Origin of the sequence: Lysobacter claricitrinus (genome assembly GCF_045866565.1) — a bacterium.
GTDB lineage: Bacteria > Pseudomonadota > Gammaproteobacteria > Xanthomonadales > Xanthomonadaceae > Cognatilysobacter > Cognatilysobacter claricitrinus.
In genome coordinates, this window is the sequence record NZ_BAAFZV010000003.1 from 175,850 (window position 1) to 189,163 (window position 13,314).

Annotated in this window: 11 protein-coding genes; 5 read left to right on the forward strand and 6 right to left on the reverse strand. The window is 68.4% G+C overall.

Annotated features, from left to right (window positions below; translation table 11 throughout):
- Positions 1-42: 42 nt before the first annotated feature.
- On the forward strand, positions 43-891 hold the full coding sequence (locus ACKTTN_RS12660) for a polysaccharide deacetylase family protein (RefSeq protein ID WP_407910257.1): 849 nt from the start codon (positions 43-45) through the stop codon (positions 889-891).
- 12 nt (positions 892-903) lie between these two features.
- Here the strand turns inward: ACKTTN_RS12660 and ACKTTN_RS12665 are convergent, their stop codons facing one another.
- Genes ACKTTN_RS12665 through ACKTTN_RS12675 form a run of 3 tightly spaced genes read right to left on the reverse strand, consistent with a single transcriptional unit; the run spans position 904 to position 3,459 of the window.
- Complete coding sequence (locus ACKTTN_RS12665) at positions 904-1,593, reverse strand: class I SAM-dependent methyltransferase (protein ID WP_407910505.1); 690 nt, start codon at positions 1,591-1,593, stop codon at positions 904-906.
- 5 nt (positions 1,594-1,598) lie between these two features.
- Positions 1,599-2,210, reverse strand: a complete 612-nt coding sequence (locus ACKTTN_RS12670; protein ID WP_407910258.1) for an SGNH/GDSL hydrolase family protein — start codon at positions 2,208-2,210, stop codon at positions 1,599-1,601.
- Between the two features lies 1 nt (position 2,211).
- On the reverse strand, positions 2,212-3,459 hold the full coding sequence (locus tag ACKTTN_RS12675; protein ID WP_407910259.1) for an aminotransferase class I/II-fold pyridoxal phosphate-dependent enzyme: 1,248 nt from the start codon (positions 3,457-3,459) through the stop codon (positions 2,212-2,214).
- 96 nt (positions 3,460-3,555) lie between these two features.
- Here ACKTTN_RS12675 and rsgA point away from each other — a divergent pair, with 96 nt between their 5' ends.
- The 4 genes from rsgA (at position 3,556) to ACKTTN_RS12695 (ending at position 9,332) form a co-directional block, all read left to right on the forward strand.
- Positions 3,556-4,692, forward strand: coding sequence for a ribosome small subunit-dependent GTPase A (gene rsgA, locus ACKTTN_RS12680; protein WP_407910260.1), 1,137 nt, complete (start codon positions 3,556-3,558; stop codon positions 4,690-4,692).
- 59 nt (positions 4,693-4,751) lie between these two features.
- Positions 4,752-5,966, forward strand: a complete 1,215-nt coding sequence (locus ACKTTN_RS12685) for a flavohemoglobin expression-modulating QEGLA motif protein (protein WP_407910506.1) — start codon at positions 4,752-4,754, stop codon at positions 5,964-5,966.
- Positions 5,967-6,052: 86 nt separating this feature from the next.
- Entirely contained in the window at positions 6,053-8,350 is a 2,298-nt protein-coding gene (locus ACKTTN_RS12690; RefSeq protein ID WP_407910261.1) for an NADP-dependent malic enzyme, read from the forward strand.
- Positions 8,351-8,354: 4 nt separating this feature from the next.
- Positions 8,355-9,332, forward strand: a complete 978-nt coding sequence (locus tag ACKTTN_RS12695) for a glycosyltransferase (RefSeq protein WP_407910262.1) — start codon at positions 8,355-8,357, stop codon at positions 9,330-9,332.
- On the opposite strand, the gene ACKTTN_RS12700 is transcribed toward ACKTTN_RS12695, so the two are convergent.
- The 3 genes from ACKTTN_RS12700 to ACKTTN_RS12710 form a co-directional block, all read right to left on the reverse strand.
- The gene (locus tag ACKTTN_RS12700; protein WP_407910263.1) at positions 9,333-10,268 is read right to left on the reverse strand and encodes a glycosyltransferase family 2 protein; all 936 of its coding nucleotides are present in this window, start codon (positions 10,266-10,268) and stop codon (positions 9,333-9,335) included.
- 124 nt (positions 10,269-10,392) lie between these two features.
- Positions 10,393-11,484 (reverse strand): S41 family peptidase, encoded by a 1,092-nt coding sequence (locus ACKTTN_RS12705; RefSeq protein WP_407910264.1) that lies wholly within the window; start codon positions 11,482-11,484, stop codon positions 10,393-10,395.
- Positions 11,485-11,558: 74 nt separating this feature from the next.
- Complete coding sequence (locus ACKTTN_RS12710; protein WP_407910265.1) at positions 11,559-13,310, reverse strand: cytochrome c oxidase assembly factor Coa1 family protein; 1,752 nt, start codon at positions 13,308-13,310, stop codon at positions 11,559-11,561.
- Between the last annotated feature and the right edge of the window lie 4 nt (positions 13,311-13,314).

The window sequence follows — 13,314 nt, forward strand, 5'->3', positions numbered from 1 at the left end:
CTACGGCGCGGCGCGTGCAGGCCGGCGTGGCATGATGCGGCCATGACTGTTCCGCCCGTGGCAATGCATCGCGTTCCGCGTCACCCGCACGTGTGGTGGATCGCCCTGCTGCTGGCGCACGTCGTCGCCATCGGGCTGTGGTGGCACTACGGCCTGCAGCGTGGCTGGCATGTCGCGTTGCCGCTGCTGATCGCCTCGCATCTGGCGCTGGTGTGGGGCACGCTTCGGCCGGATTCGCGGCTGTTCGGACCGGCGCTGACGCGGCTGGAGACCGACGAGCGCGTGCTGTGGCTGACTATCGACGACGGCCCGTCCGACGAGACGCCCGCCGTACTCGACCTTCTCGACGCGCATGGCGCCCGCGCGACGTTCTTCCTGGTCGGCGAGCGTGCGCGGCAGCGACCTGAACTCGTGCGTGAAATCGTCCGGCGCGGTCACGGCGTCGGCAACCACAGCGATTCGCATCCGACTGCGCGCTTCTGGGCGCTCGGCCCGCGTGCCATGCGTCGCGAGATCGAGCGCGCGCAGGCCACGCTCACCGAACTCGTGGGTTCGCCGCCGGTATGGTTCCGCGCCGTGGTCGGCATGGCCAACCCGTTCGTGTTCGCGCCGCTGCAGAGGCTGGGCCTGGCACGCGTCGCATGGACGGCGCGTGGTTTCGACGGCGCGGTATCGGATCCGCAGCGGGTCGTAGGTCGCGTCGAGCGCCTGCTCAAGCCCGGCGTGATCGTGCTGGCGCACGAGGGCGCGTCGCATGGGCGCAACGTCGAGACGCTCGCGTTGATGCTGCGCAGGTTCGACGAGCTCGGTTATCGCTGCGTGCTGCCGGTGCCGGCGCTGTCGACGCGTGGCCCGAGCCTGCCCGCCGCCGAGTCGACCGTCGCCGACTGACCGGTTACGCGCCTACTCGCGCCAGGCGACGATCTGCCAGTTGTTGAACGGCGTATTGCCGTTGAGTGGCGTGATGTCGTAGCGCAGGCCGGCGGCATCGAGGCGGCCGCGCAGGAGCGCTTCTTCGGGATAGCGATGCGGCGCGGAATACATCCAGCCCGCGACCGCCGCGAACGTGTCGAATGCCTTGCTGGTGCGCGCACGCCAACCCGGCGTTTCCAACCCGCTGCGAATGAACAGCCGTGCGCCCGGCGCCAGCATCGACGTGACCGCGTCGAGCACGCGAACCTGCGCCGCGGTATCGATGTATTGCAGGACGTCGAGCAGCGCGACGCTGCCCGAATGCTCCGGCATGACGTGCGCGAGGTCGACCGCGTCGAATGTCACGTCGCGCAGGCTGCTGCGCGCCGCGACGCGGCGCGCACGTTCGATCTTGGCGGCATCGATATCCACGCCGCGATACGGAAGGTCGACGCCGGCTTCGCGCAGCGTGTGCGCGAGCAGGCCGATGCCGCAACCAAGGTCGAGCAGCGGTGCGCGCGTGTCGCGCAATGCGTTGGCGACGGCCGGGTACAGCGGGTCGCTGCCGAGCTTGGTGCGCGTGTAGTAGTAGTGCCAGCGATTGCCGAACGAACGTTCGGGCAGGAAGGCGCGCGCGATGGTGCGTGCGCGCGCGCCGTCGAGCGGGCGACCGACCACCACGGCGCTCACGCGTCGTCGCCGAGAAGGCGATGCGCGGCGGGCAACGCCGCCTCGACCCAGCGCGCATACATCGCGCCGGATGGATGCAGTCCGTCGGCGACGAGCATGTCGTCGTGATCGCCGCCATCGCGACTGATCGGCGTGATGTCGACGAACGCGATGCCGCGCGCGGCGCACATCGCGCGCGCGACGTGGTTGAACTGGTCGATTTCGCGCGCGACGGCCACGCTGTCCCGGCCTTCGTTGCGCGCAAAGCGCGTGGCGCCCCAGTCGGGAATCGACAGCATCAGCATGCGGTCGACGCGGCCGGCGGCGAGCGTCGTCGCGGTGTCGAGCAGCGGGCCGAGTTCCTCGCGGTAGTCGCCGACGCTGCGGCCGCGGTACTGGTCGTTGACGCCGATGCCGATCGTCACGAAGTCGAACGTGCCGAGCGGTTGCGCCAGGACGATGCCGGTCCCGAGTTCGTCGCTGGTCCAGCCGGTGGTGGCGATCACGTGCGGGTCGTCGATGTCGACGCCACGATCGCGCAGCACGCGCGCGAGCTGCACCGGCCAGCGGTCGTTCGCGTCGACGCCTTCGCCGCAGGTGTAACTGTCGCCGAGCGCGAGGAAGCGCACGTCAGGCGACCTGTACGCGGCTCGCGCTGGCGGACTGCGCGCGTCGCTCGAGCACGCGGTCGACGCGCGAGAACACTTCGCGCAGCTGTTCGGGTTCGGGCAGCAGGGTGACGCGGAAATGGTCGCGGTCGCGCATGTTGAAGCTGGTGCCGGGGACGATCAGCACGCCTTCGGTTTCCAGCATCTCGAGCGCGAAGGCCTGGTCGTCGAAGCCGACCGCGGCGTCGCCGACGACTTGCGGAAAGCCGTACAGCGCGCCGGCCGGCGTGCTCATGCGCAGGTGGCGGCTCGCGGCGATGGTTTCGACGACGGCGCGTCGTGCTTCGAACAGGCGGCCGCCTGGCGCGGTGAGCGCGTGGATGGTCGACGCGCCCGACAGCGCGGCGTCGATCGCGAACTGGCCCGGCACGTTGGCGCACAGGCGCAACGCGCCGAGCAGGTCCATCGCGTGGTGGAAGTCGCCGACCGCGAGCGGGTCGCCGCTCAGCACCGCCCAGCCCACGCGCCAGCCACAGGCGCGATGCACCTTCGACAGGCCGCCGAACGACAGGCACGGCACGTCGCCGGCGAGCGGGGCGAGCGGCTGGAAGGTCGCGCCGTCGTAAAGGATTTCGTCGTAGATCTCGTCGGACATCAGCAGCAGGCGATGCTTCGCGGCGATCGCGACGATGCGCTCGAGCAGCTCGCGCGGATACACGGCGCCGGTCGGGTTGTTCGGATTGATCACGACGATCGCGCGCGTGCGCGGGGTGACCAGCGCTTCGATGACGTCGGGGTCGGGCAGGAAACCGTTTTCGGCCGCGCACGGGTAGTGCACCGCACGGCCGTCGTTGAGGATGGTCGCGGCCGTCCACAGCGGGTAGTCCGGCGACGGCACCAGCACTTCGTCGCCCGGGTTCAGCAGCGCGCGCAGCGACAGGTCGATCAGCTCGCTGACGCCGTTGCCGATGAACACGCGCTCAGGCGAGGCGTTGGGCGTGCCGCGGCGGCGGTGGAAGTCGGCCAGCGACTCGCGCGCACCCGGCAGGCCCTGCTGGTGGGTGTACGGGTCGGTTTCGTGGATGCGGTCGGCGATCGCGCGCTGCAGGTGTTCCGGCGCGCGGAACCCGAACGCGCCCGGGTTGCCGATGTTGAGCTTGATCAGCTTGCGCCCCTGGGCTTCCAGCTCGCGCGCTCGCCGGGCCAGCTCCCCGCGGATTTCGTAGCGGACTTCGGACAGGCGTTCGCGGGTCTTGAGGGCGTGGGACATGGAAGCGGCGGTGGGACGCGGAAAATGGCGGCCAGCCTACCGGAAAACCGGCCCAGCCCGCCCGGCGCTGGCGCCCGGTCTGGCTAGAATCGGCGCATGACGCAAACGCCGGCTTCCCCCACGCCCGACCCCGGCGCCCTTCAAGCGATCGGCTGGCCGATGGGCGAGGCCGGAGATGGCCCGGCCGCCTGGCGCGACGCCCTCGCGGCGCACCCCGGTGCGCGACCGGTCCGCGTGGTCGAGCAGCACCGCACCGGGTATGTGGTCGCAGACGCGCCGGGCGACGGCTTCAACGTCGAATCGCTGGGCGACTGGCTGCGCCCCGCCGGTTATCGCGACGGCCGCACGGATCCCACCGACCGCCCCGGCGTCGGCGACTGGCTGCTGATCGAGGGCGACCGTCGCCAGGCCAAGGCGGTGGCGCTGCTGCCGCGCTGGTCGGCGATCAAGCGCGGCGCGGCCGGCGAGCATTACCGCCAGCAGCTGATCGCCGCGAACATCGACGTTGCTTTCGTGGTCTGCGGGCTCGACGGCGACTTCAACCCGCGCCGCATCGAGCGCTACCTGCTGCTGGTGCAGGGCGGCGGCGTCGAGCCGGTGGTGGTGCTGACCAAGATCGATCTGGCCGACGCGGACGCGGCGGCGGCGATCCTGCGCGCCGCGGTCGGTGAATCGCTCGCCGTCGTCGCGGTGAATTCGAAGGACGCCGCGAGCGTCGCGCAACTCGATCCGTGGCTGGGTGCGGGCCGCACCGCGGTGCTCGTCGGCAGTTCGGGCGCGGGCAAGTCGACGCTCACCAACACGCTGCTCGGCATCGAGAAGATGAAGACCGGCGAGGTGCGCGGCAACGACTCGCGTGGCCGCCATACCACCACGCATCGCGCGCTGATTCCGCTGCCGCAGGGCGGTTGCCTGATCGACACACCCGGCATGCGCGAACTCAAGCCGACCGGCGAGGAGGACGTCACCGACACGTTCGCCGACGTGGAAGCGCTCGCCGCCGAATGCCGCTTCCGCGACTGCAAGCACGAGAAGGAACCGGGGTGCGCGGTGCGCGCCGCGGTACAAGCGAAGACGCTCGATCCATTGCGTCTAGCGAACTTCATGAAGCTGTCCGGCGAGGTCGCAGGCGCGGCGACGCGACTCGCCACGCGCCGCCAGCAGAAGGCCGAGTCGAAACCGGGAAGCAAGCCGGGCGGCCGGCGTCCCGACGACAAGTACGGGAAGCGCTAGTGGCGACGCCCGCTTCGCTGACACCGGACATCGTGCATCACGCCGCGCTCGACGCGCGCATGGTGCGCGTCGCCCGCGACATCCGCGTGCTCGCGCTGGTGAGCTGGCCCGCCGGCGAGGAAGCCGCGTTCCTCGCCGCTTACGCGGCCGGCACTGCGAAGCCGCCGGTGATCGCGTATCCGAAGATCGATTTCAGCGCCGCGCGCGCCGAACTCGAAGCGCTCGTGCGCGAAGCCGACCCGCAGCATCCGCTCGGCCAGTACCTGATCGACTCTGCGCGCAGCTGGAAGATCGCCGCGCTGATGTGCGAGTCGCTCGGCACGCCTACCGTGCTCGCGCATTCGAAGGAGTTGTACGGCACGCCGAACGAGGCCCTGCCCGGAAACGGGCCGACCGCGCGCGAGGCCGCGCAGCATTTCATCTCGATCGCCGACGAGCTCGACAGCGGCCTGCTGTCGCCGTCGGAAAGCGTCCACATCTCGGCGACCGCGCTGCGCCTGCAATTGCAGAACGATCTCGACGACTACTTCAACCGCCGCGTCATCGACGTCGAACTCGATCCCGACCTCATCGCCAAGGCCGCCGCCGGCGCCACGCGCATCCGCCTGCGCGCCAGCGCGAACTTCAGCCTGTACGACCGCGACCAGCTGCTCAACCACGAAGCCTTCGTGCACTCGATCACCGCGCTCAACGGCCGCGAGCAGCCGGTGCTGTCGAGCCTGTCGCTGTCGTCGCCGCGCACCACCGCCACGCAGGAAGGCCTTGCGACGTTCGCCGAGCAGATCACCGGCAGCATCGACATCGGCCGCATGAAGCGCATTTCGCTGCGCATCGAAGCGGTCGCACGCGCGCTCGACGGCGCCGACTTCATCGAGGTGTTCCGCTTCTTCCTGGAGTCCGGCCAGACAGAGCAGGAGAGCTTCTCGTCGGCGCAGCGCATCTTCCGCGGCGTGCCGACCACCGGCGGCTACGCGTTCACCAAGGACACCGTCTACGTGCGCGGCCTGGTCGGCGTGCATACGTTCTTCCGCTGGGCGCTGCGCAACCGCAAGCTGCCGCTGTGCCGCTACCTGTTCGCCGGCAAGATGACGCTGGCCGACGTGCAGCGCTTCGAGCCGCTGTTCGAGTCCGGCGCGCTGCTGCCGCCGCACTGGCAGCCGCCGTGGCTGACGCGCATCAACGGGCTCGCCGGGATGCTCGCGTTTTCGCTGTTCGCCAACCGCATCCGGCTCGACAGCATCGCCGACGAAGGCGGCTTCATGCTCGATTTCTGACGCCGGGCGCCCCCCACCGTGCGCGTGCGTCCGAACCGACCGATCCCGCCGGGTAGAATCGAGAGCCCGCCCCGCCTCGCGACCCGATGACCCAGAGCAGCAGCGACGATCTGAAGCAGGCCGCCCTCGAGTACCACCGGATCGACCCACCCGGGAAGATCAAGGTGTCGCCGACCAAGCCGCTCGTCACCCAGCGCGACCTCGCGCTGGCCTACTCGCCCGGCGTCGCCTACGCCTGCGAGGCGATCGTTGCCGACCCGAATGCCGCTTCCGAGCTCACCGCGCGCGGCAACCTGGTCGCGGTCATCTCCAACGGCACCGCGGTGCTCGGCCTCGGCGACATCGGCCCGCTGGCCGGCAAGCCGGTGATGGAAGGCAAGGGCGTTCTGTTCCAGAAGTTCGCCGGCATCGACGTCTTCGACATCGAGGTCGACGAGCGCGATCCCGACAAACTCGTCGACATCATCGCCTCGCTCGAGCCCACCTTCGGCGGCATCAACCTCGAGGACATCAAGGCGCCGGAATGCTTCATCGTCGAGCGCAAGTTGCGCGAGCGGATGAACATCCCCGTCTTCCACGACGACCAGCACGGCACCGCGATCATCGTCGGCGCCGCGGTGCTCAACGCGCTTGAGGTCGTCGGCAAGAAGATCGGCGACGTGAAGCTCGCGACGTCGGGCGCCGGCGCGGCCGGCATCGCCTGCCTCGACATGCTGGTCGCGCTCGGCATGAAGCCGGAGAACATCCTCGCAGTCGATCGCGACGGCGTGCTGTACACCGGTCGCGAGCACATGGACCCGGACAAGCAGCGTTACGCGCGCGACACCGACAAGCGCACGCTGGCCGACATCATGGTTGGCGCCGACCTGTTCCTCGGCCTGTCGGCGGGTGGCGTGCTCAAGCCGGAGATGGTCGCGACGATGGCCGACAAGCCGGTCATCCTCGCGCTCGCCAATCCGTATCCGGAGATCCTTCCGGAAGACGCGAAGGCGGTTCGCCCGGATTGCATCATCGCGACCGGTCGCTCGGACTATCCGAACCAGGTCAACAACGCGCTGTGCTTCCCGTACATCTTCCGCGGCGCGCTCGATGTCGGCGCGACGGAGATCAACGAGGCGATGAAGCTCGCCTGCGTGCGCGCCATCGCGAAGCTCGCGCGCATGGAGTCGTCGGACCTCGGCAGCGCGTACGGCGGCGACGTGCCGAAGTTCGGCGCCGAGTACCTGATTCCGCGTCCGTTCGACCCGCGCCTGCTGGTGATGCTCGCCCCGGCGGTCGCGCAGGCCGCGATGGATTCGGGCATGGCCAAGCGCCCGATCACCGACATGCGCGCCTACGAGGAAAAGCTCGGGCAGTTCATCTACCGCACCGGGCTGATCATGAAGCCGGTGTACGACCGCGCGCGCAGCGATCTCAAGCGCGTCGTCTATGCCGAGGGCGAAGAAGAAAACGTGCTGCGCGCCGTGCAGACGGTGATCGACGAAGAGCTCGCGAAACCGATCCTGATCGGTCGCCCCGACGTCATCCAGACCCGCATCGAGCGCCTCGGCCTGCGCATGCGCCCGGGCGTCGACTTCGAACTCACCAACATCAATTCCGACCCGCGCTTCGACAGCTACTGGCAGCAGTACCACGCGCTCACCGAGCGTCGTGGCGTCACCCCGGCGGCCGCCAAGAACCTGCTGCGCTCGCGCCCCACGCTGATCTCCGCGCTGATGGTCGAGCGCGGCGAAGCCGACGCGATGATCTGCGGCGTGGTCGGCCGCTTCCACAAGAAGCTCGGTTACCTGCGCAGCGTGTTCAACTTCGACCGCGGCGTCACCGGCACCGCGGCGATGACGGCGGTCATCAACAACCTCGGCACCTGGTTCTTCCTCGACACGCACGTGCAGCTCGATCCCTGCGCCGAGCAGATCGCCGAAGCCACGCTGCAGGCGACATACCGCCTGAAACTGTTCGGCATCGAGCCGAAGGTCGCGCTGCTGTCGCACAGTAACTTCGGCAGCCACGACAACGCGTCGGCGCACAAGATGGCGAAGGTGCGCGAGATCCTGCTCGACCGCGCGCCCAAGCTCGAGATCGAAGGCGAGATGCAGGCCGACACCGCCTGGGACGAGGAACTGCGCTTCCGCATGTTCCCGAACTCGCGCCTGCGCGGCCGCGCCAACCTGTTCGTCATGCCGAACCTCGACGCCGCCAACATCGTCTACAACATGGTGCGCGTGATGACCGACGGCGTCGCCATCGGCCCGATCCTGATGGGCCTCGACAAACCCGCGCACATCCTCACACCCGCATCCACGCCACGACGCATCGTCAACATGACGGCGATCGCGGCGGTGGACGCGCAGATAAGGGCGGCGCAGGGCGCGAAGCGGGGCTGATCGGATGGGCGCGGCGCGGCCCACGGCAACCATTCTCGTCATTGCGTATCGCAACGAAGGGACGATCGCCGACGCACTTCGCTCGGCGCTCGCGCAGACGGTGCCGTGCGAGATCATCGTGTCCGACGACTCGGGCGGCGACCGCACGCTCGATGTCGCCCGCGAGATTGCTGCAGGCTACGACGGGCCTCATCGGATCACCATTCGTAGTACGCCCGTCAACATTGGCCTGTGCGCGCATCTAACTGAGCTTGCGCAACTTGCAACGGGCGACGTGCTCGTCTGTTTCGCCGGGGACGATGCCAGCTATCCACAGCGCGTAGAGAAGCTGCTCGATCGCTTCGTTGCGTTTCCGGATGCGCAGATCGTCGGTTCGCATGTCGATGATGTCGATGCAACGGGCGCGCTTCTGAAAGCGGGAACGCGCGGAACTCCGGAGATGATCGACCAGCGCTGGCTGTTGCGGCGCGGCAAGCTCGCCGCGGTGCTTGGCGCATCGATGGCGATCCGGCGGACACTCCTGACCGAGTTTCCGCCGCTGGAGGGCAAGGTCGAAGACAACATGCTCACCCTGCGCGCCGTTCTGGCTGGCGAGTGCCACTGCCTGCCCCAGGCGCTCGTTGCCTACAGGCGGCATGACAGCAACCTGGGCGACTGGGTCTTCGACCGCAGCGGCACCGACTACGCCGCGTTCGAGCGCAGGCAGCGGCGTGTTCTTGCGATGTATCGGGAGATTGCGGCAGATCAGCGTCGGTGTATCGCGGCGAGACCGGATCTCCCGGTAGCGCGCCGGATGGCGGGGCAGCAGCTCGCTGACATGTACGCGCTGGAAGCCGACATGCGCGAAGCGGTTCTCGATCGTCCACGCCGGGAGTGGCTCGGTCCACTCTGGTCCGGTCTTCGTCATCCGGGCCTGCGCCGGAAAAGTGCGGAGCGCGCGCTCAAGCTACTGCTGCCGCGGAGCATCTTCGGCCGCGGCTGATCAGGCAGCGTGGGTCCGGCGCACCTTTTTTGCGAATCGCGTCCACAACCGCAGGGCGTCAAAGCCTGTCGCACCGGACCAGTGGGGTGCGGCGTCCCGCTGGGACCACAGGGTTGCGAGCAAAGGTCGCAGCGTCCCGTCATCAAGTGCACGCTCGATGTCGGCATGCAATCGCGCTGCGGTGCCTGCATCGCGCAGTCCACGCGTCGAGTACGCCGCAGCTAATGCGCGACGTGTCTGCAACCAGTCGACACTCTCGCGACGCCGACTTGTCGGCGCATGTTCGCGTCCCATGGCCGAGAACGCGTCGCAGTGCCGGCGAAATCGCACGAGCGGCTCAGGCACGTACCGCACGCCATTGCCCCCTGCGGCGCATAGCGCGAGCCACCAGTCATGATAGGTGTCATCCGGAAACGGTCGCGCGCGCTCCAGCAGGCCGCGTCGGATCAGCGTTGCGTGACCTGACACCGAATTGGCGAACAGGAATTTCACCGGCTGCGTGCCGTCGAGCATGTCGGTGTCATCGGAGACACGTCGCCCGAGGTCGGCGCCTTCACAGTCGATGTATAGCGAATCGCAATAGACGAGGTCAGCATCGCCGATCGAGTCGAGGAGACGACGAAGCTTGGTCGGCTCCCAGAAGTCGTCCTGATCGCACGGCGCGAGGAAGGTGCCGCGACACAGAGACAGCGCTCGCTCGAAGCTTTTCGCAGGGCCCAAATTGGTGTCATTCGCCGACCACGACACGCGCACGTCGCGCGCAGCGTAGTCGGCCAGAATCGCTTGCGTTTCATCGCTCGAGCCATCGTCCACGGCTACAAGCTCCAACTCCACGTCCCGCTGAGCGAGCACAGAGTCGATCTGCTCGCGTAGATAGCGCCCACCGTTATAGGTGCTCAGTGCGACGGAGACCGGGACAGTCTGCAAGGTCGTCATGGGCGCTTGGAGCTGTCGGGGTGTAAGTGCGAACTTATACCCAACCGGGCCTCGGGCAGGAAGATTTGCCCGCGCCGTGCGCCGCCGCTCCGATGAGGGGCGGCGCGTCGCTCCTGCCGCCGCCTCAGGGCCTAAGCGTATAGACCGGTGCGTCGACGACGCCCTTCCGCACTTTCTCCAGCACGCCGGCTAGTTCCGCTTTCCGTTCCGGATCGGTGGCGGATGCGACGAGGGCTTCGAGGACGGCGACGTGCGCTGTCTGCCGCGCATCTGCCGCAGGCACCGCGATGTCCGGTTTGACACCGACATGCTCCCAGTTCGTATGCGTCACCGGATTGATCGATCGGCTATGCGGGATGAACGCTGCGAAGCCGTGGCCGAGGGGGTAGAGATCGCCCGGGTTGGAGCCGCCGCCGGTGGTTTCGCCGACAAGCGTCGCGCGCTTCTGCGTCTGCATGTCGTACGCGAACTCTTCGCCCCCGGAGAACGTGCCGGCTGATGTCAGCACGTAAACGGGCTTGGCGTAGCGCGGCTGCACGTTGGGATTGGTCCAGAACTGTTGGGTGCTGTCACTGGCGCGGCTGTAGATGTCGTTGAGATGGCGCTGGTCGCCGACCGGAAAAAAGTGACTCATCAGGTGGGCGACGGTGTTCGGCTCGCCGCCGTGGTTGCGGCGCAGATCGACAATCAGCGCGTCGGTGCCCTGCAGCAGCGTCATCGCGGCGGACATCGCGTCGGCGACGAGTTCGGTCGGGCCGAAGCCGCGTACTTCGATGTAGCCGATGTTGCCGGGCAGGCGCGAAATGCTTTCGATGCCGAAGCCGCGTTCGGCCATTTCTTCGCGACCACGCGCCACTTCGGCGGCATCCGGAAACGGCGGCGTTTCGGCGCTCGGCGGATGGAAGTCCGGGTCGTAATGGATGTTGAAGTGTCCGTCGTCGCCGAGCGTGCGCATGTCGTTCGCGAGGTGCTTTCCGAACGTGGCGATCGTCGCGTCATTCGAATAGATCCCGCTGCCCTCGCGACTGCGGATCGTGGACGCGAGCTTGGCGCCGGCGTCGGGGAAGACGTAACGCTTCTGCAGTTGCGTCGCGAGCGTTTCGATCACGTCATGCCGGTCGGTCGCGCTGATCGGCGCTTCGTCCGGCGCGTGCGCGGCGTGGGCGAGGGGCGCGAGCGCGAGCAGCGTCGCGAAGAAAAGGGTCGGTCGGTGCATCGGGCAACTCTCCTTGTGGGTGGCGGCGCGCGCCGCTTGGCTACTAATCAATTAGTACTTACCGGCAAAAAAACTCAGCGCGGAGGGCCTTCGAGATTCACCGTCTCGGTCGCCCACGTGCCGCGTTCGCGTCGTGCGACCACGTGCACCATCGACTCGCCCTTGGGACCACGCAACGTCATGCGCATGTCGGCGTGGCCGCGGCTGTCGTCGACGTTCATTTCGCCGTGCAGTTCGCGACCGCTGACGCTGACCGGCGTGCCGAGTGCGGACTGCACGCCGCGATCGGCACTAACCTTCTGCAGCAACGCCTTGAACTCGGCGCTGTCGGTGATCGCGGGCGGCGCCGGCGGTGCGGGCGGCGGCGGGATCGCGGCAGTGGGAGCGGTCGCCGGGACAGCATGCGCAGCAGGCGCCCCCTTCGGTGCACGCATCCGGGCCGGCACTGCGTTCGGCGTCGCAGGTGCAACAGGTGCGGGCAACGCCACGGGCGATGCGGGGGCTGCCGGCGCGACAGGTGCCGCCGCGGTGGCATGAGCCTTCGGGTCGTAGACCGGCGGCGGAGGCGGCGGGGGCGGCGCGGGCACTGCAAGCGGCGCGGGGGGCGGCGGCGGTGCGGGTGGTGCAGGCGGCGGAGCGATTCGCGACACGTCCGCGAGCCACTGACGCGTGGCAGGCGTGATCGGCTTGGCGACGCCGTTTTCGGTGTACGACTCGACGAGGCTGCCGTCGAGATTGCGCTGGCCGCGGTATTCGCGCGTGGTCGTGCCGTTGTTGTCGGTGATGACGCTGACGTCCGGCACGTTGCCGTTCTTGCCGCTGGACTCGATGTGGATGTTGACGCCCTTCGGGCCGGCGCCGACCTGCCAGGCCGTGAGCGCACCGGCGACGAGAAGCACCAGGCCGGCGATGCGAGCGCCGCGCCGCGCAGGCGCGGATGTTGGAGCGATCAAACGTGTGATGCGTTGCATGAGGGAACCTCCCGTTGCTGCAAGCGCGAAGCGGAGCGTGGGATGCCGGTGGTGCTCGAGATGCGCGAGCGCTTCGGCGAGAGCGATGGCGTCTCCGCAGGCCGCCACCGCAAGGTCGTCGCAGGCGTGTTCGCGTTCGAGCCGGATGCGCCGGCCCAGCCACCACGCCGCGGGATGGAAGAACAGCAACGCTTCGACCACGCACTGCACGCCGTTCCACAGCCAGTCGAGCCGTGCGACGTGCGCGAGTTCGTGTGCGACCAAAGCTTCGATCTGCGCGGTCGGCAGGCGTCGCAGCAGTTCCGACGGCAGCCAGATCACCGGTTTCACCAGTCGCGCGGTGAACGGCACCAGCACCTCATCTGCGAGACGCACGGACACGTCACGCGTGATCCGCAACGCGACCCGCAACTGCTCGACACGCGTCCGCAACGGCTCCGGCAACTGCGCCCACTGCAAACGATCAAGCCGTTCGACATAGCGCCAACCACCGAGCCGCCACACCAGCACCGCGAGCACGCCGAGCAACCAGATCGCGACGAGCATCGACGCGAGTGGCGTGGACTCCTGCACGATCACACCCGCTGCCGCGCGCACCGTCTGCACCGGCGCTAGCACTGGTAAGGCTGACCCGAGATCGGCGGACGTCGTGACGCCGAGTGCAAACGCCGCCGGCACCGCGACCATCGCGACCAGGAACGCCATCGCCACCGAATGCCGCAACGCCGCCGATGCACGCGTCATCGACGCCAGCACCAGCGCCGCCATGCCCGCGATCACCGCATCCATCCACAGCGAATGCAGCAGCGCCGACGACAGCGCCGAGGCGAACAGAAGTTGCGTGCTGGCGGCCATGTCG